Consider the following 25,019-nt stretch of genomic DNA (forward strand, 5'->3'; position numbering starts at 1 on the left):
TGCTCGCAGCCATTGATTTCCTATCGCAAACAAAGGACGACAGACATGGCGCAGAAGATGGTGCAGGACAAGGTGGTGGTGGTGACGGGGGCTGGCGGCGGCATCGGGCGCGACATGGCGCTGGCGCTGGCCGCCGCCGGGGCCAAGGTGGTGGTGAACGACATCGGCACCTCCACCACGGGCGAAGGCACCGACGCCGGCCCCGCGCAGAAGGTGGTCGAGGAGATCAAGGCCGCCGGCGGCCAGGCCGTGGCCAACATGGACAGCGTGGCCGAGGCCGCCGCGGCGGGCCGCATCATCCAGTGCGCGCTGGACCACTTCGGCCGCATCGACGGCGTGGTCAACAACGCGGGCATCCTGCGCGACCGGTTCTTCCACAAGATGAGCCTGGACGAGTGGGACGCCGTGCTCAAGGTGCACCTGTACGGCAGTTACTACATGAGCCGCGCGGCCGCCAACCATTTCAAGGAGCAGGAGAGCGGCGCCTTCGTGCACATGACCTCCACCTCGGGCCTGATCGGCAACTTCGGCCAAGCCAACTACAGCGCGGCCAAGCTGGGGCTGGTGGCGCTGTCCAAGTCCATCGCGCTGGACATGCAGCAGTTCCACGTGCGCTCCAACTGCATCGCGCCCTTTGCGTGGAGCCGCATGATCGGCTCGATCCCCACCGACACGCCCGAGCAGCAGGCGCGCGTGGCCAAGATCCAGCAGATGACGCCCAACAAGATCGCTCCGCTGGCCGTGTACCTGCTGTCGGACCAGGCCAAGGACGTGAACGCCCAGGTCTTCGCCGTGCGCAACAACGAGATCTTCCTGATGAGCCAGCCGCGCCCCCTGCGCTCGGTGCACCGCAGCGAAGGCTGGACGCCCGAGTTCATCGCTGAGCACGGCATGCCCGCGCTCAAGGCCTCGTTCGTGCCCATGGAGCGCTCGGGCGACGTGTTCTCCTGGGATCCTGTGTGACAGAGACAACCCCCTGAGGCGCTGCGCGCCTTCCCCCCTTCTCTCTGCGCGCTGCGCGCTACGGGAAGGGGGACGCCACCAGCGCGGCGGGGCGGCGCGGCCAGCCCAGGCCCTTGCGCGGTGGCCGCTGGCCTGGGGACGCGCCAGTTGCATGGCGCGCTGGCAATCACAACCTTATGGACAACTGAGATGGCCATTGACTATCACCACCTGAAGGCGCGCGATTTTGGCGTGATCCGCCAGACGTACACCGAGCGCGACACCATGCTTTACGCGCTCAGCCTCGGGCTGGGCAACGATCCGCTGAACGCCAGCGCGCTGCCCTTCGTCTACGAGGGGCTGGAAGGCGGCCTGCGCGCCCTGCCGTCGCAGGCCGTGGTGCTGGGCTACCCGGGCTTCTGGGCGCGCGAGCCGGACACGGGCATCGACTGGGTCAAGCTCCTGCACGGCGAGCAGCGCATGCGCCTGCACCGCCCGCTGCCCGCGAGCGGCGAGGTCGTGGGCCACAACCGCATCACGCACCTGACCGACAAGGGCGAGGGCAAGGGCGCCATCATGGTGACCGAGCGGCGCCTGGAAACCGCCGCCGGCGAGCTGCTGGCCACCGTGCAGCAGGTGACCTTTCTGCGCGGGGATGGCGGCTACAGCCAGCAGGGCGGCGGCCAGCCCAGCGACGCACCGCTGCCCGCGCTGCAGCCCACGCCGCAGGACCGCGCGCCCGACTTCACCGACACCCAGCCCACCCGCCCCGAGGCGGCGCTGCTCTACCGCCTGATGGGCGACTACAACCCGCTGCACGCCGACCCGGCCGTGGCCGCCAAGGCCGGCTTCGAGCGCCCCATCCTGCACGGGCTGGCCAGCTACGGCCTGGTGGCGCATGCGGTGTTGCGCCAGTGCTGCGCCGGCGATCCCGCGCGCCTCAAGGCGATGGACATCCGCTTCGCCGCCCCGGTGTACCCGGGCGAGACGTTGGTGACCGAGATCTGGCGCGTGCCCGGCCAACCGGCGCAGGTGCAGCTGCGCGCCCGTGTGCTCGAACGCGACAAGGTGGTGCTGAGCCACGGCTTCGCCGAACTGGCGTGAGCTATCAAAAAGTGAGCTGTCGGCGCTTCATAGGTAAGCGCTGGAGCTCGTTCTGAATCAAATACCCTGGAGCACGCCATGAGCGCATCCCCCGTGTTGACCTCCGTGCAGGACGGCATCGGCACCATCACCCTGAACCGCCCCGAGGCACGCAACGCGCTCAACCAGGCCATGCGCCCGGCCCTGGCCGCCGCCATCGCGCAGATGCGCGACGACGCGCAGGTGCACGCGGTCATCCTCACCGGCGCGGGCGGCGCGTTCTGCTCGGGCGGCGACATCTCTGCCATGCTGGACACCAGCCGCACCGGCCTGGCCTTTCGCAAGGGCATGCGCGAGCTGCACCAGTGGTTCCCCGAACTCGTGAACCTGGAAAAGCCCGTGATCGCCGCGGTGGACGGCCCAGCCTTCGGCGCGGGCCTGAGCCTGGCGCTGGCAGCCGACTTCGTGCTGGCCACGCGCCGCGCCAAGTTCTGCGCGGTGTTCGGCCGCATTGGCCTGATCCCCGACCTGGGCGCGATGCACCTGCTGCCGCGCATCGTGGGCCAGCAAAAGGCCAAGGAGCTGGTCTTCACCGCGCGCACCGTCGATGCCGAAGAAGCCCAGCAACTGGGCATGGTGTTCGACATTGTGGACGACGCCACCGCGTTGACCGAGGCCGCGTTGGCGCTGGCACGGCGTTTTGGCGAGGCCTCCACCGCTGCCATCGGCATGGCCAAGACCATCATGAACCAGTCCTTCGAGAGCGACGCGCGCACCATCGCCGAGCTGGAGTCCTATGCGCAATCTGTGTGCCGTGGCTCCGACTACCACCAGGACGCGGTGCGACGGTTCAAGGACAAGCAGCCGCTGCGCTTCGACTGGGACAGGAAATGACTCCCCCCTGTGTCGCCTGCGGCGCCATCCCCCCAGGGGGACGACGCCAGTGGCCGGGCAAAGCCCGCACCACGGCGTCCGCTGGCATGGCCTGCTCCGCGGCCATCGGACCGGTGCCGGCGCGCCAGTTTCATGAGTTGCGGGTGGCGCGCTGCGCCATGGATGGCTGATATGAGCGTATTGGCCGAACGTTTGCAGGCACTGATCCGCCCCGGCGACACGCTGTGGTGGGGCCAGGCCACGGCCGAGCCGCTGACGCTCACGCGCGCCGTGGTGCAGCAGCGCCACGCGCTGGCGCAGGGCGGGCGGCTGCGCGTGTTCGTGGGCATCGGCGCGTCGGACACGCTGCAGCCCGGGCAGGCCGACGCCATCGATTTCTTCGGCTATGCCGCGGGCGGGCCGCATCGCGCCCTGGCCCAGGCCGGCGTGCTGGACATCCTGCCCAGCCACTATTCCCATCTGCCGGGTCTGATCCGCGCGGGGGTGCTGCCGGTCGACGTGGTGCTGCTGCAGGTGTCGCCGCCCGATGCACAGGGCCGCTACAGCCTGGGGCTGGTGCAGGAATACCTGCCCGCCGCCATCGAGCGCGCGCGTGTGGTGATCGCCGAGGTGCACCCCGACGTGCCCTGGACGCACGGCGGCCTGCACCTGCAGGCCAGCGACTTCGCGCTGCTCATCGACGCCGAGCACCCGCCGCTGGACCAGAGCCGCAGCGCGCCCGGCCCGGTGGAGCAGGCCATTGCGCGCCATGTGGCGGGGTGGGTGGAGGACGGCGCCACGCTGCAGCTGGGCATCGGCAACCTGCCCGAGGCCGTGCTGGCCGCGTTGCACGGCCACCGCGACCTGGGCCTGCACAGCGGCGCGGTAGGCGACGGCATTGCCGCTCTGGCCGAAGCCGGCGTGCTCACCAACGCCAGGAAGAGCCTGGACACCGGCGTGGGTATCGGCGGCATCCTCATGGGCGGCGAGCGCCTGCGCCGCTGGGCGCACCGCAACCCACAGATCGAGCTGCGCGGCACCGACTACACGCACGACCCCGCGGTGCTGGCCGCCAGCCACAAGCTCACCGCCATCAACGCGGCCATCGAGGTAGACCTCACGGGCCAGATCAACGCCGAGGTGGCTGCCGGCTGCTACGTGGGCGCCGTGGGCGGCGCGGTGGACTTCCTGCGCGGCGCTGCCCGCAGCAAAGGCGGCCTGCCCATCGTGGCGCTGCCCGCCACCGCCAAGGGCAAGACGCGCATCGTGGCGCAGCTCTCGGGCCCGGTGAGCACGCCGCGTAGCGACGCGGGCCTGATCGTCACCGAGCATGGCGTGGCCGACCTGCGCGGCCAGACGCTGTCGCGCCGCGTGCGCCGGCTGATCGACATCGCCGCCCCCGAACACCGCGCCGACCTGGAGCGCCAGGCCCACGACACGCTGCGCCGCTGTGGCGCGGTATTTCAAATTTGATAGCTATTAGCGCATGTCAGATAAGCGCTAGCGGCCATTTTCATTCATATTTCAAGGAGCAACACCATGCGCAGAGCCGCCATCGTCACCCCCGTCCGCACCCCCGTCGGCACCTTTGGCGGCAGCCTGCGGCCCGTGCCCGTCGAGGAGCTGGCCGCCACCACGGTGCGCGCCGTGGTCGAGAGAAGCGGCATCGACCCCGCGCGCATCGACGACGTGGTCATGGCCCAGTCGTACGCCAACAGCGAGGTGCCCTGCGTGGGCCGCTGGGCCGCGCTGCAGGCGGGCCTGCCGGTGTCGGTGCCGGGCATGCAGTTGGACCGGCGCTGCGGCGGCGGCCTGCAGGCCATCGTCACCGCGTCGATGATGGTGCAGAGCGGCGCCGCCGACGTGGTGATCGCCGGCGGCGTGGAGAGCATGAGCAACATCGAGTACTACAGCACCGACATGCGCTGGGGCGCGCGCTCGGGCAACGTGCGCTTCTACGACCGCCTGGACCGCGGGCGCGAGCGCTCGCAGCCGGTGGAGCGCTTCGGCAAGATCTCCGGAATGATCGAGACGGCGGAGAACCTGGCGCGCGACTATGGCATTACGCGCGAGGAGGCCGATGCCTTCGCGCTGCGCAGCCACCAGCGTGCGGCCGCCGCCTGGGAGGCGGGCCGCTTTGCCGACGAAATCGTTCCCGTGCAGGTGCCGCAGCGCAAGGGCGAGCCGGTCACGTTTGCCCGCGATGAGGGCTTTCGCCCCGACGTCACGCCCGAGAGCCTGGCCAAGCTGCGCGTGCTGATGCCGAACGGCACCGTGACCGCCGGCAATGCCAGCCAGCAAAACGATGCCTCGGCCGCCTGCCTGATCGTGGCCGAGGACAAGTTGGCCGAGCTGGGCCTCACGCCCATGGCCACGCTGGTGGGCTGGGCGGCCGCGGGCTGCGAGCCCTCGCACATGGGCATCGGCCCGGTGCCGGCCGTGAAGAAGCTGCTCGCGCGGCTGAACCTGCGCATCGACGACATGGATCTGGTGGAGCTCAACGAGGCCTTCGCCTGCCAGGTGCTGGCCGTGCTCAAGGGCTGGGAATGGCGGGACCAGGATGCCATCGCGCACAAGCTCAACGTCAACGGCTCGGGCATCTCGCTGGGCCACCCCATCGGCGCCACGGGCGTGCGCATCCTGGCGACGCTGCTGCACGAGCTGCAGCGTCGCAAGGGCCGCTACGGCCTGGAGACCATGTGCATCGGCGGCGGCCAGGGCATCGCCGCGGTGTTCGAGCGCGTCTGACGCGCGGCGCTTGCACTGAGCGGTGGATCTGCGCCGCCGCAGATCGCCGTGTGTGACTGCGTGACCTGACGCCTTGCACGGCTGCGGTGCAAGGCGTGCGCCAGCGTGCGCGTTGTTGGCCAGGCCCTAAGGACACCTGAACCCCGGCTTTGGCAAAAGCAGATTCCCAGCGTGCGCACCGGGCCGCACCATTGCTGCCAACGTGCTGGCCCTCCGCCCCAGCGGTGCCCGCGTTACCTACAACATCAGGAGACACACCATGCCCGCTTCCCGTCGTCTCGCCACGGCCGCCCTGGCCCTGGCGCCTTTCGCCTTCGCTCTGCCTGCCGCCGCGCAGGACGGCCAGCCCGTGCGCCTCATCGTGGGCTATGCCGCGGGCGGCCCCGTGGACCAGGGGGCGCGCCTGTTCGCACCGGCGCTGTCCAAGGAACTGGGCATGCCGGTCATGGTGGAAAACAAGACCGGCGCCAACGCCACCATTGCCGGCAGCGAGGTAGTGCGGTCCAAGCCCGATGGCATGACGCTGTGGTTTGCCGCCAGCCCCACCATCACCATCAGCCCCAATGTGATGACCAAGATGCCGTTCGACCCGGCCAAGGACCTGACGCCCGTGGCGCCCATCCTGAGCTACTACAACGTGCTGGTGGTGAACAACAACGAGCCCTACAAGAGCGTGCGCGAGCTGGTGGCCACCGCCAAGTCCAATCCGGGCAAGCTCGCCTACGGCTCGGCCGGTGTGGGCGGCTCCAACCATCTGGGCGCGCTGCTGTTCGCCAAGCGCAGCGGCATCGAGATGAACCACATCCCCTACAAGGGCAACGCCCCGGCGATGACGGACGTGATCGGCGGCCAGCTCAACATGATGCTGGACATCATCAGCACCGCCAGCGCCTACATCCACAGTGGCAAGGTGCGCGCCATTGCCGTCACCTCGCCGCAGCGCAATGCCTCGCTGCCGGACGTGCCCACGTTCGCCGAGTCGGGCATCGACGGCCTCAAGGGCTTCGACGTGGGTGGTTGGTACGGCGTCTATGGTCCCAAGGGCATGTCGCCCGAGCTGGTGGCCAAGCTCAACAAGGCCGTCAATGCCGCGTTGCAGCAACCCGATCTGAAGAAGCGGTACAAGGAGCTGGGCTACGACGAGTGGACCGGCGCGCCGCAGAAGCTGGCCGAGCGCGGCGCCCAGGAGCGCGCCATGTGGGCCACGGTGACCCAGGGCATCACCGTGGATTGAGATGGCAGAGCGCATCCATCACCTGCTGGACCGCTGGCTGGCCGAGGCGCCCGCGCGGCCCTTCATTCATCTGCCGGACGGCCGCAGCCTGAGTTTTGCCGACCTGGGCGCGCTCACCGACACGGCCGAGGCCGAACTGCGGGCCCTGGATGTGCGCCCTGGCGACCGCGTCCTGGTGGTGGCCGAGAACTGCCCCGAGCATGCTGCGCTGATCCTGGCCTGCAGCCGCGTGGGCGCCTGGTCCTGTGGCGTGAACGCACGCATGGCGCCCGCCGAGATCGACGCCTTCGTCGGCAAGGCCGATGCGCGCGTGGTGTTCTTCACGGCAGCGGCATCGCGCAGCGCCGCCGCGCATGCCCAGCGCTTCACGGCGGTCGATTCCGCGCTGCCGGGCATGCAGCACGGCGCGGTTCTCCAGGACGCGCAGCCCGAGGCAGGTGCGCTGCGCGATACGGTCGCCTCGCTGATCTTCACCTCGGGCACCACGGGCCAGCCCAAGGGCGTGATGCTCACGCACGATGCGCTGATCCACTTCGCGCGTGTGTCGGGGGCATCGCGTGCGCTGGGTCCGCAGGACCGCAGCTACGCCTTTGTGCCCATGACCCACATCTTCGGTCTGGGCACGGTGCTGATCAGCTCGCTGCTGGCCGGTGCGCAGCTCGTGATGCGCCCGCAGTTCGATCCCGACGACCTGCTGGATGCGCTGGCCCACCATGGCGTGTCGCAGCTGCAGGGGCCGCCCGCGCTGTTCTCGCGCCTGCTGGCGCATCTGCAGGAGCGCGGCATCCAGCGGCCCGAGGCGCCAGCGCTGCGCTACCTCTACACCGGAGCGGGCCCGCTGGACCTGGCGCTCAAGCAGCGCGTGGAGGCCGCCTTCGGCCAGGCGCTGCACCACGGCTACGGCCTGTCGGAATACGCGGGTTCGGTGCACCTCACGCGCCTGGGCGAGCAGCGGACCGACACCAGTGCCGGCTACGCCGTGGCCGAGGCCGAGGTGCGTGTGACCGACCCGGCCACGGGCGAGCCGCTGCCGCTGGGCGAGCGCGGCGAGCTGTGGATCCGCGGCCGGGGGCTGATGCCCGGCTACTTCCGCGACCCCGCGGCCACGGCCGCGGTGATGCGCGAGGGCGGCTGGTACGCCAGCGGCGACCTGGGCGAGATGCATGCCGACGGCGCGCTGTTCGTCGTGGGGCGTCTGAAGGAAATGATCATCCGCTCGGGCTTCAACGTCTACCCGGCCGAGGTGGAGACCGCGCTCAACACCCACCCCAGCGTGCAGCGCTCGGCCGTGGTGGGCCGCACGGTGGAGGACGGCAACGAGGAGATCGTGGCCTTTGTGGAGTTGCGCCCCGGCGCCGCGCTGGATGCCGATGCCATGCAGTCCCATTTGCGCGAGCTGCTCGCGCCCTACAAGCGCCCGTCCCACATCGTCGCCCTGAGCGAACTGCCCACCAATACCAACGGCAAGGTGCTCAAGCGCACCTTGAAAGACCAGGCCTTGTGCCTGACCACCTGAACGATAGGAGACACACCAATGCATTCCACCACCTCCCGCCGCAGCTTCATCGCCGGCAGCCTGCTTGCCGCCGCCCATCCGCTGGCGGCGCTCGCGGCCGACCCCTGGCCCAGCAAGCCCGTGCGCTTCATCGTGCCGTTCCCGCCCGGCGGCCCGGTGGACACCACCGCCCGCGTCTTCAGCCACAGGCTGTCCGAGATCTGGAAGACGCCCACCGTCATCGACAACCGCGCCGGCGCGGGCGGCGTGGTGGGCGCCACGGCCGCCGCCAAGGAGGCACCCGACGGTTACGGCCTCTTCGTGGGTGCCATCCACCACTCGGTCAACCCCTCGTTGATGGGCAAGCTGCCCTACGACATCGAGAAGGACTTCGCGCCCATCAGCTTCGCGGCCATGTTCCCCGTGTTCATCGTGGCGCACCCCTCGGTGCCGGCCAACACCATCCAGGAGCTGATCGCGCTGGCCAAGAAGGGCACGCCGCTGGCCTATGGCTCGTCGGGCAACGGGGGCGGCACGCACCTGGCGGGCGAGCTGTTCAACATGGAGGCGGGGACCAAGCTGCAGCACATTCCCTACAAGGGCAGCGCCCCCGCGATGAACGACCTGCTGGGCGGCCAGGTGCAGCTCATGTTCAGCGACGCACCCACGGCGCTGCAGCACATCAAGAGCGGCCGCGTGAAGGTGCTGGGCGTGGCCAGCCGCCAGCGCTCGGCCATGCTGCCCGACGTGCCCACGGGCGTGGAATCGGGTCTGCCGGGCTATGAGGCGTATTCGTGGGCCGCGCTGTTCGCGCCCGCCAAGACGCCCCAGGCCGTGCTGGACAAGATCAACGCCGACTTCAACACCGCGATGAAAGACCCCGCCGTGCGCCAGCGCCTGCTGGACGCCGGCGCCGAGGCCGATCCCGGCACGCAGGAGCAGATGCGCCAGCGTCTGCGCGGCGAGCTGGACAAGTGGGCCAAGGTGATCAAGACGGCGGGGATCACGCCGGGTTGATGCCGCGGCGAAGACGCCCTTTCAGATTGTCGAATTGAAGTGATGCGGTGGCCGGGGCATGCTGTGCCTCGTCCTCCGAAGACTCGAAGAATCCCATGCACCTGAGCGCACAGACCCACTACCAGGCCGAGCTGGATGCCGGCCGCTTTTGCCTGCAGCACTGTCCGCAGTGCAAGAACCACGTATTCACGCCGCGCGAGCTGTGCCCGCATTGCGGCGCCAGCCCGCTGCGCTGGGTGCGCGCCAGCGGCCTGGGCACCGTGTATTCCGCCACCACCATCGCACGCAAGGCGGACGCGGGGGGCAACTACAACGTCGCGCTGATCGATCTGGATGAAGGCGTGCGCATGATGAGCCGCGTGGAGGGCGTGGCGCCCGAAGACGTGCGCATCGGCCAGCGGGTGCAGGCCCGCGTGGCGCAGAAGGACGGGCGTGGCCTGGTGCTGTTCCAGCCCGCAGCGCAAGGGGGTGCCGCATGAGCCGCGTTCCGCAATCCCCCCTGGACGCCGCCGCCGTGAACCGGCCGCTGCGCGGCCGCGCAGCCATCGTCGGCGCCGCCACCTACGGCTGCGGCGAGGCGCCCGGCATGGACGACATGACGCTGCTGGTGCGTGCAGCACACGCGGCCGTGGCCGACGCGGGGCTGACCATGCAGGACATCGACGGCCTGGCCACCTGCAGTGTGAACGCCAGCATGTGGACCATGCCGGTGATCGAACACCTCGGCATCAACCCGACCTATGTGGACGGCACGATGATCGGTGGCTCCAGCTTCATCGCCCACCTGCTGCCCGCCATCCGCGCGCTGGAGGCCGGGCAGTGCAAGGCCGTGCTGGTGTGCTACGGCAGCGCGCAGCGCTCGGCCACCTTCGGGCGCAAGGAAAGCGTGGCCGCACGCCGCTTCCTGGACCCGCAGCCGTACGAATTCCCGTATGAGCCGGTGCTGCCCGTGTCCGCCTATGCGCTGGCCGCCGCGCGCCACATGCACGAATTCGGCACCACGCGCGAACAACTGGCCGAGGTGGCCGTGGCCGCACGTGCCTGGGCGCAGCAGAACCCCGAGGCGTTCATGCGCGACCCGCTCACCATCGAGGATGTGCTGGCGGCCCGGCCGATCGCCAGCCCGCTCACCGTGCGCGACTGCTGCCTGGTGACGGACGGTGGCGGCGCTCTCGTGCTCACCCGCGCCGAGCGCGCGCGCGACCTGCCCAACCCGCCCGTCTATGTGCTGGGCAATGCCACGGCCATCTGGAACCGCCAGATCTCCTGCATGCCCGACCTGACGACCACCGCGGCAGCGCAGTCGGGCGCCCAGGCCTTCGCGATGGCGGGTTTGCAGGCCAAAGACATGGACATGGCCCAGGTGTACGACGCTTTCACCATCAACACCCTGCTGTTCCTGGAAGACCTGGGCTTCTGTGCCAAGGGCGAGGCCGGCGCCTTCGTGCAGAACGGCGGCATCGCGCCCGGCGGGCGCCTGGCCGTGAACACCAACGGCGGCGGCCTGTCGTGCGTGCACCCGGGCATGTACGGCATCTTTGCGCTGATCGAGGCCGTGCGCCAGCTGCGCGGCGAGGCCGGCGCGCGCCAGCTATCGCGTCATGACACCGCCGTGGTGCATGGCAACGGCGGCACGCTGTCCAGCCAGTCCACCGCCGTGCTCGGCACCGCCGACACCCTCTGAACCCGCATACCGAAGAAAGAACCCTCATGATCCGCGACCCAGACATCTTGGAAGCCCTGCTCGACAGCGTGCGCCGCTTTGTGCGAGAACGCCTGGTGCCGGCCGAGAACGAAGTGGCCGAGACCGATGAAATTCCCGAGTCCATCGTGCAGGAGATGCGCGAGCTGGGCCTGTTCGGCATGACCATTCCCGAGAAGTTCGGCGGCCTGGAGCTGACGATGGAGGAGGAGTGCCGCGTACTGTTCGAGCTGTGCCAGACGGCGCCGGCCTTCCGCTCGATCATCGGCACCACCGTGGGCATCGGCTCGCAGGGCATCCTGATGGATGGCACGCCCGAGCAGCAGGCCCAGTGGCTGCCCAAGCTGGCCACCGGCGAGGTCATCGCGTCGTTCGCGCTGACCGAACCCGAGGCGGGATCGGACGCCGCATCGCTGCGCACCACGGCCATCAAGGACGGCGACCACTACATCGTCAACGGCACCAAGCGCTACATCACCAATGCGCCGCACGCCGGCATGTTCACGCTGATGGCACGCACCAACCCGGCCGACAAGGGCGCGGGCGGCGTGTCCTCGTTCATCGTGGACGCCAAGACGCCCGGCATCAGCTTTGGCAAGTACGACAAAAAGATGGGCCAGCGCGGCGCCCACACCTGCGACGTGATCTTCGACAACGTCAAGGTGCCGGCGGCCAACCTCATCGGCCTGCAGGAGGGCCGCGGCTTCAAGACCGCGATGAAGGTGCTGGAAAAGGGCCGCATCCACATCGCCGCGGTAGCGGTGGGCGTGGCCCAGCGCATCCTGCGCGACGCACTCGCATATGCCCTGGAGCGCAAGCAGTTCGGCCAGCCCATCTGCGACTTCCAGCTGGTGCAGGCCATGCTGGCCGACAGCCAGGCCGAGCTGTACGCCGCCGAGTGCATGACCATCGACGCCGCGCGCCGCCGCGACGACGGGCACAACGTCTCCACCGAGGCCTCGTGCGCCAAGATGTTTGCCACCGAGATGTGCGGCCGCGTGGCCGACCGCGCGGTGCAGATCCTGGGCGGCGCAGGCTACATGGCCGAGTACGGCATCGAGCGCTTTTACCGCGACGTGCGCCTGTTCCGCCTGTACGAAGGCACGACGCAGATCCAGCAGATCATCATCGCGCGCAACATGGTGCGTGAGGCGCGCGCCGCATGAGCGGGGCTCCGCCGCTGGTGGACCGCAGCGCCTTCTTGCGCCTGATCGGCGCCGCGCAGGTGCCGGCGCCGCCGGGCAAGGTGCAGGTGCGCCTGCCGCACCTGCGCGAGGAACTGCTCAACCAGTTACCCGCTGCGCATGGCGGCGTGGTCATGGCGCTGCTGGATTCCGTGATGTCGCGCGCCGCGGGCGAGCTGCCCGAGGCGCCCTCGCAGACCGCGGTGACGGTGGAGATGAGCAGCCGCTTTCACCGCCCGGGGCGCGGCGCGCTGCTGGCCGAAGGCTGGGTGGTGCATGCCACGCGCAGCCTGTGCAGTTGCGCGGGCCAACTGCTGGACGAGGACGGCCAGCTCGTGGCCACCGCACACGGCACCTTCAAGTACTGGCTGGCGCCGACCACGCTTGATTCAAAAAAGTGAGCTGTTAGCGCTTGTCTAGCAAGGGCTAGAGGCCAATTTCATTCAAAGATCGCACGGGCCGCTGCCGCTGCGGCGGTCACTCCAGCTGCAGCCGCCCCTGCGCATCGGCCACCAGCAGGTCCACCAGTTCCTGCGCAAAGCTGGGCAGGGCCTCCATGCTGCGCACGCAGATCTGCATCTCGCGCACCGACCAGGCGTCCGACAGCGGCACGATGGCGATGTCCATGGCCTGCGCATGGCGGCTGGCGGCGGACTCGGGCAGCACGCCCACGCCCACGCCGGCCTCAATCATGCGGCAGGCTGTCTCGAAGTTGCCGACCTGGATGCGCAGCTTGATCGGGCGGTGCAGCTGGTCGCTGGCGTGGCGCAGGAAGGCATGGATGGCGCTGGATTCGTGCAGCCCCACGTAGTCCAGCTCCAGCGTGTCGGCAAAGTCGATCTGCATCTCGCCGTCGAGGGCATGGCCCTTGGGGACCACCAACACCAGCCGGTCGCGGCGGTAGGGCAGGGTCTCCAGGTTCTCGGTGCGCACCAGGCCGGCGACGATGCCGATGTCGGTCTGCCCCTCGGTCACGGCGCGCACGATGTCGTGCGACAGGCGCTCGCGCAGGTCGATGTTCACGTCGGGGTTGCGGCGCAGGAAGTGCCGCAGCACGGGCGGCAGGAATTCGCCCAGAGAGGTGGTGTTGGCGAACACGCGCACATGGCCCTTGATGCCGCGCACGTATTCCTGCATGTCGCCGCGCAGGTGTTCGATCTGCCCGAGCACCATGCGCGCGTGGGACACGAAGGCCTGGCCCGGCGGCGTGAGCGTCACGCCCTGGCTGGTGCGGTACAGCAGCTTGGTGCCGATGCTTTCTTCCAGGTTCTTGATGCGCGTGCTGGCCGCCGGCAGGGAGATGAAGGAGAGTTCCGCGCCGCGCGTCATGCTGTTGGCGTCGGCGATGTGCACCATCAGGCGCAGATCCACAAGATCGAAATGCATGGCCATGGCCGGCATTGTAGAAAGCGCTGGATACCCTGGCGGCCCTGCGTGAACGCCAGCTTTCACAAATGCAAAGCCGCGGCGCCGGGGCGGGCCGTACCATGCGCCTTCCGCTCGGCAAACACCGCCTGTCCATGACCACCCCTGATTCCTCCTCTTCCCCAGGCGCAGGCCGCGCCGGCGCGCTCGGCCATCTGCGCGTGCTCGACCTATCGCGCGTGCTGGCCGGCCCGTGGTGCACCCAGAACCTGGCCGACATGGGCGCCGACGTGATCAAGATCGAGAAGCCCGGCGACGGCGACGACACGCGCCACTGGGGCCCGCCGTTCTTTCCCGATGCCGACGGCCAGCCGAGCGAACACGCCTGCTACTTCGCCGCCTGCAACCGCAACAAGCGCTCCGTCACCGTGGACATGGCCACGCCCGAGGGGCAGCGGCTGATCCGCGAGCTGGCCCAGCAAAGCGATGTGGTGGTGGAGAACTTCAAGACCGGCGGCCTCAAGCGCTACGGGCTGGACTACGAAAGCCTGTCGGCCCTGAACCCGCGCCTGATCTACTGCTCGGTCACCGGCTTCGGCCACACCGGGCCGTATGCGCCGCGGGCCGGCTACGACCTGCTGATCCAGGCCATGAGCGGCCTGATGAGCGTCACCGGCCATGCCGATGGCGAGCCTGGCGGCGGCCCGATGCGCGTGGGCGTGGCCGTGATCGACCTGTTCACCGGCATGTATGCCACCACCGCCATCCTGGGCGCGCTGGAGGCGCGCCACCGCACGGGACGCGGCCAGCACATCGACATGGCGTTGCTGGACGTGGCCATGGCGGTGCTGGCCAACCAGGGTGCGGGCTTCCTCAACGCCGGCAACATTCCGAAGCGCCAGGGCAACACCCACCCCAGCGTCGTGCCCTACCAGGACTTTCCCACGCAGGACGGCAACATGCTGCTGGCCATCGGCAACGACGGGCAGTTCGCACGCTTTTGCGAAGCGGCGGGTACCGACTGGGCCGGCGACGAACGCTTTGCCACCAACGCCGGCCGGGTGACCCACCGTGAGACGCTGATCCCCCTGATGGCCGCCCTCACGCGCACGCGGCCCACGGCCGCCTGGATCGCGCTGTTGGAGGACAAGGCCGTGCCCTGCGGCCCGATCAACCATGTCGGCCAGGCGTTCGACGATGCGCAGGTGCGCGCACGCGGACTGCGCGTGGAGCAGCAGCGCTACCCCGGCGCCCAGCCGCCGGCCGGCGAGGTGGTCAACCGCGTGGTGACCACCGCCAGCCCGCTGCGCTTGTCCGATACGCCCGTCACCCTGCGCTATGCCCCGCCCCCACTGGGTCAGCACACCGACGAGGTGCTGCGCGAGCGGCTGGGGCTGGATGCCGCGCAACTGCAGGCGCTGCGCGCGCAGCGCGTGCTCTGAGGCAGCGTCAGAAGGCGTGGGCCACGCCCACGCCGAACGCCGTACGCGAGGGGTTGTGTTCGTAGCGCTGGTGCCCCAGGCTCGCGTAGAGCATGGTGCGCTTGGACAGGTTGTACTCCGCCCCCAGTGAAGCCATGTGGTGGGTCACCCCGTCGTTCAGCCGCTGGCGGCCATAGCTGGCGCGCAGCGTGGTGACACCCAGGGCGTAGCTGCCGCCCACCGATACCATGCGCGACGTATCGGGGCTGCTCCCCGCGCGGCTGTGGTCGTAGGCCATCATCAGCGTGGCGGCGCCCAGGCGGTAGAGACCGCCCAGGAACAGGTCCTTGTCACCGCTGCCGTTGCGCTCGTAGCCCACCATGGCGGCCACCGGGCCCTGGTCGTAGTTCAGTGCCACCGAGCCGCCGCGCCCGTCGCGGCCGGGTGTCTGGGTGCGCTCGGTCGAGGCGCTGGCATTGAACGAGAAGCCGTCCCAGGTGGGCGAGTCGTAGTAGATGCCGTTGGTCATGCGCCCGTACTCCGCGGCCCCGTTGTTGCTGGCGCGGTCGGTGGGCGTGTAGTAGTGGGCCATGTGCCAGGCGGTGGAGGCAATGCGGTTGAAGTTGGAGAAGGCGTCGAACTTCCATTCCTGGCTCCACATCGCGCTGAGGGCGCGGCCCAGGCGCAACTGGCCCCAGCCGCCTTGCAGGCCCACGGTGGATTCGTCATGCCAGAAGGGCTTGCTGCCCGCCCCTTCGGATTGCCCCGTGTCCAGCTCGAAGCGTGTGCTCAGGCGGAAGTTGGCCTTGAGGCCACCGCCCAGGTCTTCCGTGCCGGCCACCGCCAGATGGCTGCGCTGGATCGTCCCCAGCTTGCGGGTCTTGTCGTAGTCACGAAAGACGCCGGTGTCCAGATAGCCGCTGATGGTCACTTGCGACTGCGCGGTGGCCGGCAGGGCGAGGGCGGCGAGGGTGGCAAAACTGAGAGGCAGGCATTGGGACATGCGCATCCTGGGGAGACTCCTTGTGTGATGAAACGCCCTGCCGCTCCCTCGCGGGGAAGGCATGGGCGTGGCGCTGCCGCAGGCAGCAGGGAGAGCAATGAAACTGGCCATCGTAGGAATGGCCAGCGCGATGACGCGCCCGGCAGACGGTTCGGGATTCCAGGTGGCGACAGGGACTGCGGCCTGCCCGAACAAAAGGGCGCATACAGGCCGCCAAGGGCAGTCTGCACGGCCGATTATAAAAATGGGGTGCGCGCGCGCCATCCGCGATGTCCCGTATGCGCGTGCGCCGGGGCCGGAAGGGCAGGCAAAGAAAAAGGCGGCCCGCAGGCCGCCTCGCACGGGGTGTGCCGTGTCAGGGGTACAGGCCGCGCATCTCGCGTGCATGCAGGATGCGCTTGCAGGCCACGATGAAGGTCGCCGTGCGCAGCGTGACTTTGTTCTCCTGCGCCACCTGCCACACGCCCGCGAAGGCCTCTTTCATGATGCGCACCAGGCGGGCGTTGATCTCGTCCTCGGTCCAGAAGAAGCTGGAGAAGTCCTGCACCCACTCGAAGTAGCTGACCGTCACGCCGCCGGCGTTGGAGATCACGTCGGGCAGCACCAGTACGCCCTTGTCGTTGAGGATGTCGTCGGCCTCGGGGGTGGTGGGGCCGTTGGCGCCCTCGATCACCATCTTGGCCTGGATCCGTCCCGCGTTGTCCTTGGTGATCTGGCTCTCCAGCGCTGCGGGGATCAGGATGTCGCAGGCCACGCCCCAGAAGGCGTCGTTGGCCATGGGCTCGGCACCGGCGAATCCGCCCACGCCGCCGGTTTGCTGCACGTGCGCCAGCAGCGCCGGCACGTCCAGACCCTTGTCGTTGTGGATGCTGCCGGTGTGGTCCTGCACCGCCACCACCTTGGCGCCGGCCTCGGCAAACAGCTTGCCGGCCGTGCCACCCACGTTGCCAAAGCCCTGCACGGCCACGCGCGCACCCTCGATGGCCATGCCGGTCAGGCGCGCGGCCTCCACGCCCACGGTGAACACGCCGCGGCCTGTGGCCTCCACGCGGCCCAGCGAGCCACCCAGGTCCACGGGCTTGCCCGTGACCACGCCGGTGGCGGTGGTGCCCACGTTCATGGAATAGGTGTCCATCATCCAGGCCATGACCTGGGCGTTGGTGTTCACGTCCGGCGCGGGAATGTCCTTGGAGGGGCCGATGATGATGCCGATTTCGCTGGTGTAGCGGCGCGTCAGGCGCTCCAGCTCGGCCTTCGACAGGGTCTTGGGGTCGACGCGGATGCCGCCCTTGGCGCCACCGTAGGGCACGTTCACGGCCGCGTTCTTGATGCTCATCCAGGCCGACAGGGCCATGACTTCGGACAGGGTCACGTCCTGGTGAAAGCGCACACCGCCCTTGCCCGGGCCTCGGCTGACGTTGTGCTGCACGCGGTAGCCCTCGAAGTGGGCGATGGTGCCGTTGTCCAGCTCAATGGGCACATCCACGATCAGCGCACGCTTGGGGCGCTTCAGCGTCTCCACCCAGCGCGCCAGGCTGCCCAGGTAAGGGGTGACGCGGTCGATTTGCTGCAGATACACCCCCCAGGGGCCGAGGTGGTTGGGGTCCAGATAGGACGGCAGCGCGTGGGTGGGAAGGGGTGGGTTGGGGGTGTTGGACATGCGGAATTCCTTGGGGAATGTCTACCAAGCGAAGCACTTTATGCCTGTCGCCCAGGGCTGTCCAACGCCGCCATGTTTCCATCTAATGCATTCGATGCATAACCTTGCCATGCCCGCGCCATGGTGAAATTTGCTCCTTTAAAAGGAGCTGTTGGCGCTTGCCATGCAAGCGCTAGAGCCCTATTTGACTGTGAACTTTTCCAGCGCGGGGTCGCCCGGTGGGTAGCGCAGTTCCAACCGCTGCAGCACGCCGCGTAGCACGCTGGCGATCATCAGATTGCGGTGCGTCTTGGAGTCGGCGGGCACGATGGTCCACGGCGCCCACGGGGTGTGCGTGGCGGGCAGGAAGGCCTCATAGGCGCGCTGGTAGGCGTCCCACTGCTCGCGCACCTGGATGTCGCCCATGTCGAACTTCCAGTGTTTGGTGGGGTCGTCCAGGCGCTCCTGCAGGCGCTGGCGCTGCTCGTCCTTGCTGATGTGCAGCATGAACTTCATGACCACCGTGCCCGTTTCGGCCAGCAGCCGCTCGAAGTCGTTGATGTGCGCATAGCGCTGGCGCTGCTGCTCGGGCGTGATCCATCCGTTCACCACGGGCACCAGCACGTCTTCGTAATGGCTGCGGTTGAACACGGTGAGTTCGCCCGCACCGGGCACCTGGCGGTGGATGCGCCACAGGTAGTCGTGCGCGCGCTCCAGCTCGGTGGGCGCCTTCCAGCCCACGGCATGCACGCCCAGGGCGCTCATGCGGCCGAACACGCCGCGCACGGTGCCGTCCTTGCCGGCGGTGTCCATGCCCTGCAGCACCACCAGCAGCTTGTAGCGGCGGTCGGCGTACAGCAGGTCCTGCAGCGCGTCCAGCTCCAGCGCCAGCTCCTCCACGCGGGCCTTGTCCAGTGCCTTGTCGCCGCAGGAAAAAGGCTTGGCGCCAGGGTCGTAGTCCTTCAGGTGCAGCGCGCCGTTGTCCTTGTCGGCGTGCTTGCCGTTCTTGCCGTTCTTGCCGTTGCCGCCGTTCGGGGCGAAGTCCTTGGGCTGCCACTGGCGCCATTGCTTGGCCAGCGCGTCGTCGGCGATGTCAAAGGGTGGCAGGTAGGTGGGCATGAACGCTCCTCAAGATGGTCAGTGCCTGGCTATTGTGGCGCCGGGCTGCTGCCGGGGCGCTGGCGCGCCATCAACTCTACGAAGCGGCGTGCGCCCAGGCCCAGCGGGCGCTCGCGCGACCAGACCACGTCCACCCACAACTGGGCGCCGTTGCTCAGGTTCTCCAAGGGCAGTTCCACCAGCGTGCCGGCGGCGATGCGCGGCGCCACCAGCGCGCGCGGCTGCCAGCCCCAGCCCAGGCCGGCCTCGATCAAGCCCAGCGCGGCCAAGTGGCTGTCGGTGCGCCAATGGTGGCGCGCGTAGACGAAGCGCGCATCGGTCTGCCCCAGGTCGCGCCCGGCCACGACGATCTGGCGCGTGCCGGCCAGGTGTTCCTCGCGCAGGCCTGCAGGGCCCGCACCCGCCGCGCGCGGCGCCAGCAGCGGATGTTGCGGCGCGATGACGGCCACCAGGGTTTCGCTGCCCACCTCCTGGAAGTCTTCCCGCCCGTCCAGGCTGGGGCGCTCGAACACCAGCGCGAGCTGGGCGCGCCCGGCATGCAGCAGGGCCAGCGCATCGGCCTGGGGCGCGGCCAGCACCTCCACCTGCAGCAGCGGGTAGTCCTGCGCCAGCGTGGCCAGCGGGCCGTGCCAGCGCGCGGCCAGCAGCTCGGGTGCAATGGCCAGGGTCAGGCGTTCCTCCAGCCCCTGGGTCAGCGCCAGCGCCTGGGTGTTGAGCTGCTGCAGCTGCGCCGCCAGCGCGCGTGCCTGCGGCTCCAGCGCACGCGCGGCCGCCGTGGGGCGCGGCTCGCGGCCGCTGCGGTCGAACAGCGGCATGTCCAGCTCGGCTTCCAGCTGGGCGATGGCCATGCTCACGGCCGAGGGCACGCGCGACAGCGCCCGCGCCGCTGCGGAGAACGAGCCGCGGTCCAGCACGGCCAGGAACACGAGGACGTTGTCGGAAGTGAAGGCCATGCGCCAATCTATCAATATTTCTGAAAGAAGATGACTTTTTCCTTCAGATTTCACTCCCTATACTGCGCCGCATGAGTGCAACAACACATGCGGTCGGCCTGCAGGGGCCGAAGCGCCGGGTGGTCTTTGTCACCCTTTACGAAATCATCGCGATCATCGTCTCCAGCCTGCTCTTCATGGCCATTGGCCAGGGCGCGGGCGCTTCGGGGGTGATGGCCGTCGTCGCGTCCGCGCTGGCCATCGCCTGGAACGTGACCTTCAACGCCCTGTTCGAGCGCTGGGAGGCGCGCCAGCGCGTCAAGGGCCGCTCCGTACTGCGGCGCGTGGTGCACGCCGTGGGCTTCGAGGGCGGTCTGGCGCTGGTCCTCATCCCGCTGATGGCCTGGTGGTTCGGCGTGAGCCTGTGGCAGGCCACGGTGATGGAGGCCGGCCTGCTGCTGTTTTTCCTTGTCTACACCTACGCCTTCAATTGGGCGTTCGACCGCGTCTACGGCCTGCCGGCATCGGCCCAGGCCATGCCTGCTGCCGCGCCCGCGGGGGCTGTGGTAGGCGCTCCTTAGTTCATAGCTGCTTGCGCTTGACTGGTAAGCGCTAGAGCCATTTTTTACTCTTGTTGTGCAACACCGCCCTGCAGGGAAGGCGGAGCAGCGGTGCGTGCGATGGCGGGCCGTAGTAGCGCCACGAACTCGCGCGCCGCGGCGCTGCGCGAGGCGCCGCGGCGCCACAGCAGGCCGGCGCGGCGCACGGTGCGCGGCTCGGTGAGCACGGCGGCGCGCATGTCGGGGCCCGCGTGCAGGGCCGCGTGCTCCGCGGCGATGGTGGCCAGCGGCCCGCTGCGGCAGGCCTGCAGCAGCGCATCCACGGACTCCATCTCCACGCGCACCAGCGGCGTCACGCCCGCCTGGGCGAAGGCCGCGTCGATCAACCTGCGCGTGGCGAAGCTGGCCGGCAGCAGCGCCAGCGGCACGCCCGCCAGCTCGGCCAGCCGCAGGCGCTGCCTGCGCGCCAGCGGGTGGCCCTGGTGCACCACCAGATGCATGCGTTCCTCGAACAGCGGCTCGGCCTCGATCTCCTCGCGGCTGGCCGGATGGAAGGCGATCCCCAGGTCCAGCCGACCGGCGATCAGCAGTTCCTCGATCTGGCCGCTGCGCAGGTCGCGCACGGTGAGCTGCACGCCCGGGTAGCGCGCGCTGAAGGCGGCCACCGCGTCGGGCACGAAGCGCGTAAGAAAGGTGGGGATCACGCCCACCTGGAGCGTGCCGGTCTGAAGCGCGCTCATGTCGGCCACGGCCTGCCGCCCGGCTTCCAGCTCCTGCAGCGCGCGCGCCGCGTGGTCGCGAAAGGCGTGGCCCGCCTGGGACAGGCGCAGCCCGCGCCCCAGGCGGTCAAAGAGCGGCACGCCCAGCTCGGCCTCCAGCTGGCGCAGGCCGTGCGAGAGCGTGGACTGCGTGACGAACAGCGCATCCGCCGAGCGGGTGAGGTGCTCGGTCTCGGCCACGCTCAAGAAGTACCGCAACTGGCGCAGTTCCATGGGTGCAATCCGTTCTAAGGGTTAACCCTAAAACCTGTGACTGTTCGATGGCGTCGAACAAAAACTGCAATATATCTCATTGGATTCGCCCCGATGCCAGCGCTAAGGTCATGGCCCGTAACGCTTTTTTCGCCACGGCCCGCTTTCCATGACGACTTCTCCTTCCGCTTCCGTGCTGCGCATCGAACGCATCCAGGCACGCATCCTGGACATCCCCACGATCCGCCCGCACAAGCTCTCGTTCGGCGCCATCCAGCGCCAGAGCCCCGTGATCGTGCAGCTGTGGCTGAGCGATGGCGCCAGCGGCTTCGGCGAGGCCGCGACCATCGGCGGCCCCTCGTGGAACGAGGAATCGCCCGAGAGCATCCGGCATGCCATCGACAGCTACCTCGCGCCTGCCGTGATCGGCCAGGACGCGGGCCGCTTCGAGCAGTTGCTGCAGCGCATGGACCTGGCCTGCAAGGGCAACCGCTTTGCCAAGAGCGCCGTGGAGCAGGCCGCCATCGACGCCGTGGCGCGCAGCCTGGGCCTGCCCGTGTGGCAACTGCTGGGCGGCAAGCAGCGCGAGAGCCTGCCCCTGGCCTGGACGCTGGCCAGCGGCGACTCCGCCAAGGACATCGAGGAGGCCGAGAAGATGCTGGCCGCGCGCCGCCACCGCATCTTCAAGCTGAAGATCGGCGCACGCGCGCCACAGGAGGACGTGGCGCACGTGGCACGCATCGCCCGCGCGCTGGACGGCCGCGCCAGCATGACGGTGGACGTGAACCAGGCCTGGGACGGCGCCACCGCGCGCCGCTACCTGCCCGAGATGATCGACGCCGGTGTGGGTCTGATCGAGCAGCCCGTGGCCCAGTGGAACGAGGAGGCGCTGCGCCAGCTCACCGCCACGCTGCCCCACACCGCGCTGGTGATGGCCGACGAGACCGTCTGCACGCCGCAGGACGCGATGCGCCTGGCGCGCCATAACGCCTGCCATGTGTTCTCGCTCAAGATCGCCAAGCACGGCGGCCTGCTGCGCACGCGCGCCGTGGCCGACGTGGCGCGCGCCGCCGACATCGGCTGGTACGGCGGCACGATGCTGGAGACCTCCGTCGGCAGCGCCGCCTCGGCCCATGTGTTTGCCACGCTGGGCGGCACGCACCACAACTGCGAGCTGTTCGGCCCGCAGCTGCTGGTAGACGACATCGTGGAGCAGCAGATGGTCCTTTCCGACTTCGCGCTGCAGTTGCCCGACGGGCCGGGCTTCGGCCTCACCGTGGTGCCCGAGCGGCTCGACCGCTTCGACCGTGCACGCCAGGGCCTCACGCCCGTGCACGTGGACCTGGGCCGCGCCAGCGCGCAGCCCGCCTGAACCCTTTTTTTTGCCAGGAGAAACCCAGATGCTGTTCCTCGTTCGCATGGATGTGAAGATTCCCCACGACCTGCCCGCCGCGCAGGCCGACGAAATCAAGGCCCGCGAGAAGAAGTACTCGCAGGACCTGCAGCGTGACGGCCGCTGGCGCCACATCTGGCGCGTGGTGGGCGAGTACGCCAACTACAGCGTGTTCGACGTGCAGTCCAACGACGAGCTGCACCAGCTGCTGTCGCAACTGCCGCTGTTTCCCTACATGGACATCCACGTGACGCCGCTGGCCAACCACCCGTCAGCCATCGTGCAGGAAGGCGCCCCCGGCTGACGCACGGCCCCCGATACCCCCACATTCCATCCCACAGGAGAGAGACATGGCCGAATACACCGCCCAGCAGTTGCTGGACATCGTCAACACCGTGCACGTGGCCGAGGGCAATGCCCGCGTGCGCCAGATCACGCAGCGCATCGTCACGGACCTGTTCCGCACCATCGAAGAGCTGGACGTGACGCCCGACGAGTTCTGGGCCGGCGTGGGCTGGCTCACGCGCCTGGGCGCCAGCGGCCAGACGGGCCTGATCACCGCCGGCCTGGGCTTTGACCGCTTGATCGACATCCGCATGGACGAGGCCGACGAGCGCGCCCAGCGTGCCGCGGGCACGCCGCGCGCCATCGAGGGCCCGCTGTTCGTGGCCGGTGCGCCGCTGTCCGAGCGTGAGGTGCGCCTGGACGAGGGCGAGGAGCCGCCGCGCGGCGAGGTGGTGGTGATGGAAGGCCGCGTGCTCGACACCGACGGCCAGCCCGTGGCCGGCGCGCTGGTGGACGTGTGGCACGCCAACGAACTGGGCCGCTACTCGCACTTCGACCCCGACCAAGCGCCCTACCACTTGCGCCGCAAGATCCGCACGGGGGCGGACGGCAGCTATCGCTTTCGCAGCTTCATCCCGCCGGGCTACGCCATCCCGCCGGGCAGCCCCACGGCCGAACTGTTCGACGCCCTGGGCCGCCATGGCAACCGACCCGCGCACATCCACTTCCTGGTGGTAGCCGAGGGGCTGCGCACGCTGACCACGCAGGTCAACATTCCGGGCGACAGCTTCCTGGACGACGACTTCGCCTTCGCCACGCGCGACGGCCTGGTGGTCACGCTGGAGCCGGGCACGCCCGCCGCCGGCTATGAATCGCTGGGCATCAGCGCGCCGTTCACTCGCGTGCGCTTTGACTTCGTGCTGCAAAAGGCCCTGTCGGCCGACGAGCAGCGCCCCGAGGCACGCATGGACCGCGTGGCCGCCGCCTGACATCCTGGACCTGAGGTAGACACACCATGACTTTCTCCCGCCGCATTGCCCTGCTGGGCGCCTGCACCCTGGCCGCCGCAGGCCTGCTGCCCGCCGCCGCCGTGGCCCAGCCCGACGCCAACTGGCCTTCCAAGCCCATCAAGTGGGTCGTGCCCTTCCCTCCGGGCGGCGCCATGGACGTGATTGCCCGCACGCTGGGCGAGAAGGCCGGCCGCACGCTGGGCCAGCCCTTCGTGATCGAGAACCGCCCCGGCGCGGGCGGCAACATCGGCGCCGACGCCGTGGCCAAGTCGCCGGCCGATGGCTACACCATCATGATCACGTCCATCGGCATGGCCACCAACAAGGCGCTGTACCCGCGCCTGAGCTACGACCCGGTGAAGGACTTCGCGCCCATCAGCCTGCTGGCCATCGTGCCCAACGTGCTGGTGGTGAACACCGCCAAGACGACCGACAAGTCCGTGGCCGACGTGATCGCCCATGCCAAGCGCGACCCCGGCAAGCTCACCTATGCCTCGGCCGGCAACGGCACCTCCATTCACCTGGCGGGCGAGGTGTTCGCCTCCATGGCCGGGCTGAACCTGCTGCACGTGCCTTACAAGGGCAGCGGCCCGGCCGTGACCGACATGCTGGGCGGCCAGGTGGACCTGATGTTCGACAGCATCACCTCGGCGCGCCCGCACATCCTGTCGGGCAAGCTGCGCGCGCTGGGCGTGACCAGCGCCAAGCGATCGGCCACGCTGCCGGGCGTCCCCACCATCGCCGAGGCCGGCGTGCCGGGCTACGAGGTCTCGCCCTGGTTCGCCGTGTTCGCGCCCGCGGGCACGCCGGCGGCCATCGTGAACAAGATCAACGCCGCGCTGATCGACGCCATGAAGCAGCCCGATACCGTGGCCAAGTTCGAGACCATCGGCGCCGAGCCCATCGGCACCACGCCGCAGCAGCTGGCCACGCACCTGGACAAGGAGTTGGCCCGCTGGGGTGCGCTGATCAAGGAGCGCAACATCCGCATGGATTGATAGCGGGTTGCTATGAAATAAGGAACTGCCAGCGCTTGATAGAAG

At 69.1% G+C, this 25,019-nt stretch carries 25 protein-coding genes; 19 read left to right on the forward strand and 6 right to left on the reverse strand.

Going from position 1 to position 25,019, the window contains the following annotated elements; genetic code table 11:
- Nucleotides 1–45 precede the first annotated feature (45 nt).
- The 13 genes from DTPSY_RS00680 (at nucleotide 46) to DTPSY_RS00735 (ending at nucleotide 12,679) form a co-directional block, all read left to right on the forward strand.
- Nucleotides 46–963: an SDR family NAD(P)-dependent oxidoreductase gene (locus tag DTPSY_RS00680; protein WP_012655242.1), complete on the forward strand. Its 918-nt coding sequence runs from the start codon at nucleotides 46–48 to the stop codon at nucleotides 961–963.
- 189 nt (nucleotides 964–1,152) lie between these two features.
- Nucleotides 1,153–2,046 (forward strand): MaoC family dehydratase, encoded by an 894-nt coding sequence (locus DTPSY_RS00685; RefSeq protein WP_012655243.1) that lies wholly within the window; start codon nucleotides 1,153–1,155, stop codon nucleotides 2,044–2,046.
- Nucleotides 2,047–2,124: 78 nt separating this feature from the next.
- On the forward strand, nucleotides 2,125–2,919 hold the full coding sequence (locus DTPSY_RS00690) for an enoyl-CoA hydratase/isomerase family protein (protein WP_012655244.1): 795 nt from the start codon (nucleotides 2,125–2,127) through the stop codon (nucleotides 2,917–2,919).
- Nucleotides 2,916–3,089 (forward strand): hypothetical protein, encoded by a 174-nt coding sequence (locus tag DTPSY_RS18500; protein WP_187148591.1) that lies wholly within the window; start codon nucleotides 2,916–2,918, stop codon nucleotides 3,087–3,089. Before DTPSY_RS00690 ends, DTPSY_RS18500 begins: the two co-directional genes overlap by 4 nt.
- A 1-nt stretch (nucleotide 3,090) precedes the next feature.
- Nucleotides 3,091–4,371 (forward strand): acetyl-CoA hydrolase/transferase family protein, encoded by a 1,281-nt coding sequence (locus tag DTPSY_RS00695; RefSeq protein ID WP_012655245.1) that lies wholly within the window; start codon nucleotides 3,091–3,093, stop codon nucleotides 4,369–4,371.
- A 66-nt stretch (nucleotides 4,372–4,437) separates the two neighbouring features.
- Nucleotides 4,438–5,646 carry an acetyl-CoA C-acetyltransferase gene (locus DTPSY_RS00700; RefSeq protein WP_012655246.1) on the forward strand — a complete coding sequence of 403 codons (1,209 nt, stop codon included), beginning with the start codon at nucleotides 4,438–4,440 and terminating at the stop codon, nucleotides 5,644–5,646.
- A gap of 259 nt (nucleotides 5,647–5,905) precedes the next feature.
- On the forward strand, nucleotides 5,906–6,880 hold the full coding sequence (locus DTPSY_RS00705) for a Bug family tripartite tricarboxylate transporter substrate binding protein (protein WP_012655247.1): 975 nt from the start codon (nucleotides 5,906–5,908) through the stop codon (nucleotides 6,878–6,880).
- 1 nt (nucleotide 6,881) lies between these two features.
- Nucleotides 6,882–8,396, forward strand: coding sequence for a class I adenylate-forming enzyme family protein (locus DTPSY_RS00710; protein WP_012655248.1), 1,515 nt, complete (start codon nucleotides 6,882–6,884; stop codon nucleotides 8,394–8,396).
- A gap of 18 nt (nucleotides 8,397–8,414) precedes the next feature.
- Nucleotides 8,415–9,392, forward strand: coding sequence for a tripartite tricarboxylate transporter substrate binding protein (locus DTPSY_RS00715; RefSeq protein WP_012655249.1), 978 nt, complete (start codon nucleotides 8,415–8,417; stop codon nucleotides 9,390–9,392).
- Nucleotides 9,393–9,487: 95 nt separating this feature from the next.
- Complete coding sequence (locus DTPSY_RS00720) at nucleotides 9,488–9,871, forward strand: Zn-ribbon domain-containing OB-fold protein (RefSeq protein WP_012655250.1); 384 nt, start codon at nucleotides 9,488–9,490, stop codon at nucleotides 9,869–9,871.
- Entirely contained in the window at nucleotides 9,868–11,076 is a 1,209-nt protein-coding gene (locus tag DTPSY_RS00725; RefSeq protein WP_012655251.1) for a thiolase family protein, read from the forward strand. The genes DTPSY_RS00720 and DTPSY_RS00725 overlap by 4 nt, the downstream gene beginning before the upstream one ends.
- Nucleotides 11,077–11,102: 26 nt before the next feature.
- Complete coding sequence (locus tag DTPSY_RS00730; RefSeq protein WP_012655252.1) at nucleotides 11,103–12,260, forward strand: acyl-CoA dehydrogenase family protein; 1,158 nt, start codon at nucleotides 11,103–11,105, stop codon at nucleotides 12,258–12,260.
- Nucleotides 12,257–12,679, forward strand: a complete 423-nt coding sequence (locus DTPSY_RS00735; protein WP_012655253.1) for a PaaI family thioesterase — start codon at nucleotides 12,257–12,259, stop codon at nucleotides 12,677–12,679. Before DTPSY_RS00730 ends, DTPSY_RS00735 begins: the two co-directional genes overlap by 4 nt.
- Nucleotides 12,680–12,755: 76 nt before the next feature.
- Here the strand turns inward: DTPSY_RS00735 and DTPSY_RS00740 are convergent, their stop codons facing one another.
- On the reverse strand, nucleotides 12,756–13,670 hold the full coding sequence (locus DTPSY_RS00740; RefSeq protein ID WP_041838923.1) for a LysR substrate-binding domain-containing protein: 915 nt from the start codon (nucleotides 13,668–13,670) through the stop codon (nucleotides 12,756–12,758).
- A 128-nt stretch (nucleotides 13,671–13,798) separates the two neighbouring features.
- Between DTPSY_RS00740 and DTPSY_RS00745 the strand changes: the two genes are divergently transcribed.
- A complete protein-coding gene (locus DTPSY_RS00745; protein ID WP_041838924.1) occupies nucleotides 13,799–15,085 on the forward strand; it encodes a CaiB/BaiF CoA transferase family protein in 1,287 nt (428 codons plus the stop codon).
- A 7-nt stretch (nucleotides 15,086–15,092) separates the two neighbouring features.
- Here DTPSY_RS00745 and DTPSY_RS00750 read toward each other — a convergent pair whose 3' ends face one another.
- The 4 genes from DTPSY_RS00750 to DTPSY_RS00765 form a co-directional block, all read right to left on the reverse strand.
- Nucleotides 15,093–16,073: a porin gene (locus DTPSY_RS00750; RefSeq protein ID WP_012655256.1), complete on the reverse strand. Its 981-nt coding sequence runs from the start codon at nucleotides 16,071–16,073 to the stop codon at nucleotides 15,093–15,095.
- A gap of 349 nt (nucleotides 16,074–16,422) precedes the next feature.
- Nucleotides 16,423–17,727: a Glu/Leu/Phe/Val family dehydrogenase gene (locus DTPSY_RS00755; RefSeq protein ID WP_012655257.1), complete on the reverse strand. Its 1,305-nt coding sequence runs from the start codon at nucleotides 17,725–17,727 to the stop codon at nucleotides 16,423–16,425.
- 180 nt (nucleotides 17,728–17,907) lie between these two features.
- Nucleotides 17,908–18,825: a PPK2 family polyphosphate kinase gene (locus tag DTPSY_RS00760; RefSeq protein WP_012655258.1), complete on the reverse strand. Its 918-nt coding sequence runs from the start codon at nucleotides 18,823–18,825 to the stop codon at nucleotides 17,908–17,910.
- Between the two features lie 29 nt (nucleotides 18,826–18,854).
- Complete coding sequence (locus DTPSY_RS00765) at nucleotides 18,855–19,778, reverse strand: LysR family transcriptional regulator (protein ID WP_012655259.1); 924 nt, start codon at nucleotides 19,776–19,778, stop codon at nucleotides 18,855–18,857.
- 71 nt (nucleotides 19,779–19,849) lie between these two features.
- Here DTPSY_RS00765 and DTPSY_RS00770 point away from each other — a divergent pair, with 71 nt between their 5' ends.
- Nucleotides 19,850–20,338, forward strand: coding sequence for a PACE efflux transporter (locus DTPSY_RS00770; protein ID WP_012655260.1), 489 nt, complete (start codon nucleotides 19,850–19,852; stop codon nucleotides 20,336–20,338).
- A 44-nt stretch (nucleotides 20,339–20,382) separates the two neighbouring features.
- Here the strand turns inward: DTPSY_RS00770 and cynR are convergent, their stop codons facing one another.
- Nucleotides 20,383–21,309 carry a transcriptional regulator CynR gene (cynR, locus tag DTPSY_RS00775; RefSeq protein WP_012655261.1) on the reverse strand — a complete coding sequence of 309 codons (927 nt, stop codon included), beginning with the start codon at nucleotides 21,307–21,309 and terminating at the stop codon, nucleotides 20,383–20,385.
- Nucleotides 21,310–21,457: 148 nt separating this feature from the next.
- Between cynR and DTPSY_RS00780 the strand changes: the two genes are divergently transcribed.
- From DTPSY_RS00780 to DTPSY_RS00795, 4 genes are read left to right on the forward strand one after another with little or no spacing between them, the layout of a single operon-like run.
- Nucleotides 21,458–22,660, forward strand: coding sequence for a muconate cycloisomerase family protein (locus DTPSY_RS00780; RefSeq protein WP_012655262.1), 1,203 nt, complete (start codon nucleotides 21,458–21,460; stop codon nucleotides 22,658–22,660).
- Between the two features lie 28 nt (nucleotides 22,661–22,688).
- Nucleotides 22,689–22,985 (forward strand): muconolactone Delta-isomerase, encoded by a 297-nt coding sequence (gene catC, locus DTPSY_RS00785; protein WP_012655263.1) that lies wholly within the window; start codon nucleotides 22,689–22,691, stop codon nucleotides 22,983–22,985.
- A gap of 46 nt (nucleotides 22,986–23,031) precedes the next feature.
- Nucleotides 23,032–23,955 (forward strand): dioxygenase family protein, encoded by a 924-nt coding sequence (locus DTPSY_RS00790; protein ID WP_012655264.1) that lies wholly within the window; start codon nucleotides 23,032–23,034, stop codon nucleotides 23,953–23,955.
- A gap of 26 nt (nucleotides 23,956–23,981) precedes the next feature.
- A complete protein-coding gene (locus DTPSY_RS00795) occupies nucleotides 23,982–24,974 on the forward strand; it encodes a tripartite tricarboxylate transporter substrate binding protein (protein WP_012655265.1) in 993 nt (330 codons plus the stop codon).
- The last annotated feature ends 45 nt before the right edge of the window (nucleotides 24,975–25,019 follow it).

The sequence above is a fragment of the [Acidovorax] ebreus TPSY genome (assembly GCF_000022305.1).
Taxonomy (GTDB): domain Bacteria; phylum Pseudomonadota; class Gammaproteobacteria; order Burkholderiales; family Burkholderiaceae_C; genus Diaphorobacter; species Diaphorobacter nitroreducens.

What these genes read in the sequence shown, in the direction of transcription:
- DTPSY_RS00680 (WP_012655242.1), top strand. Translation starts at nt 46, where the DNA reads ATGGCGCAGAAGATGGTGCAGGACAAGGTGGTGGTGGTGACGGGGGCT.
- DTPSY_RS00685 (WP_012655243.1), top strand. Translation starts at nt 1,153, where the DNA reads ATGGCCATTGACTATCACCACCTGAAGGCGCGCGATTTTGGCGTGATC.
- DTPSY_RS00690 (WP_012655244.1), top strand. Translation starts at nt 2,125, where the DNA reads ATGAGCGCATCCCCCGTGTTGACCTCCGTGCAGGACGGCATCGGCACC.
- DTPSY_RS18500 (WP_187148591.1), top strand. Translation starts at nt 2,916, where the DNA reads ATGACTCCCCCCTGTGTCGCCTGCGGCGCCATCCCCCCAGGGGGACGA.
- DTPSY_RS00695 (WP_012655245.1), top strand. Translation starts at nt 3,091, where the DNA reads ATGAGCGTATTGGCCGAACGTTTGCAGGCACTGATCCGCCCCGGCGAC.
- DTPSY_RS00700 (WP_012655246.1), top strand. Translation starts at nt 4,438, where the DNA reads ATGCGCAGAGCCGCCATCGTCACCCCCGTCCGCACCCCCGTCGGCACC.
- DTPSY_RS00705 (WP_012655247.1), top strand. Translation starts at nt 5,906, where the DNA reads ATGCCCGCTTCCCGTCGTCTCGCCACGGCCGCCCTGGCCCTGGCGCCT.
- DTPSY_RS00710 (WP_012655248.1), top strand. Translation starts at nt 6,882, where the DNA reads ATGGCAGAGCGCATCCATCACCTGCTGGACCGCTGGCTGGCCGAGGCG.
- DTPSY_RS00715 (WP_012655249.1), top strand. Translation starts at nt 8,415, where the DNA reads ATGCATTCCACCACCTCCCGCCGCAGCTTCATCGCCGGCAGCCTGCTT.
- DTPSY_RS00720 (WP_012655250.1), top strand. Translation starts at nt 9,488, where the DNA reads ATGCACCTGAGCGCACAGACCCACTACCAGGCCGAGCTGGATGCCGGC.
- DTPSY_RS00725 (WP_012655251.1), top strand. Translation starts at nt 9,868, where the DNA reads ATGAGCCGCGTTCCGCAATCCCCCCTGGACGCCGCCGCCGTGAACCGG.
- DTPSY_RS00730 (WP_012655252.1), top strand. Translation starts at nt 11,103, where the DNA reads ATGATCCGCGACCCAGACATCTTGGAAGCCCTGCTCGACAGCGTGCGC.
- DTPSY_RS00735 (WP_012655253.1), top strand. Translation starts at nt 12,257, where the DNA reads ATGAGCGGGGCTCCGCCGCTGGTGGACCGCAGCGCCTTCTTGCGCCTG.
- DTPSY_RS00740 (WP_041838923.1), bottom strand. Translation starts at nt 13,670, where the DNA reads ATGGCCATGCATTTCGATCTTGTGGATCTGCGCCTGATGGTGCACATC.
- DTPSY_RS00745 (WP_041838924.1), top strand. Translation starts at nt 13,799, where the DNA reads ATGACCACCCCTGATTCCTCCTCTTCCCCAGGCGCAGGCCGCGCCGGC.
- DTPSY_RS00750 (WP_012655256.1), bottom strand. Translation starts at nt 16,073, where the DNA reads ATGCGCATGTCCCAATGCCTGCCTCTCAGTTTTGCCACCCTCGCCGCC.
- DTPSY_RS00755 (WP_012655257.1), bottom strand. Translation starts at nt 17,727, where the DNA reads ATGTCCAACACCCCCAACCCACCCCTTCCCACCCACGCGCTGCCGTCC.
- DTPSY_RS00760 (WP_012655258.1), bottom strand. Translation starts at nt 18,825, where the DNA reads ATGCCCACCTACCTGCCACCCTTTGACATCGCCGACGACGCGCTGGCC.
- DTPSY_RS00765 (WP_012655259.1), bottom strand. Translation starts at nt 19,778, where the DNA reads ATGGCCTTCACTTCCGACAACGTCCTCGTGTTCCTGGCCGTGCTGGAC.
- DTPSY_RS00770 (WP_012655260.1), top strand. Translation starts at nt 19,850, where the DNA reads ATGAGTGCAACAACACATGCGGTCGGCCTGCAGGGGCCGAAGCGCCGG.
- cynR (WP_012655261.1), bottom strand. Translation starts at nt 21,309, where the DNA reads ATGGAACTGCGCCAGTTGCGGTACTTCTTGAGCGTGGCCGAGACCGAG.
- DTPSY_RS00780 (WP_012655262.1), top strand. Translation starts at nt 21,458, where the DNA reads ATGACGACTTCTCCTTCCGCTTCCGTGCTGCGCATCGAACGCATCCAG.
- catC (WP_012655263.1), top strand. Translation starts at nt 22,689, where the DNA reads ATGCTGTTCCTCGTTCGCATGGATGTGAAGATTCCCCACGACCTGCCC.
- DTPSY_RS00790 (WP_012655264.1), top strand. Translation starts at nt 23,032, where the DNA reads ATGGCCGAATACACCGCCCAGCAGTTGCTGGACATCGTCAACACCGTG.
- DTPSY_RS00795 (WP_012655265.1), top strand. Translation starts at nt 23,982, where the DNA reads ATGACTTTCTCCCGCCGCATTGCCCTGCTGGGCGCCTGCACCCTGGCC.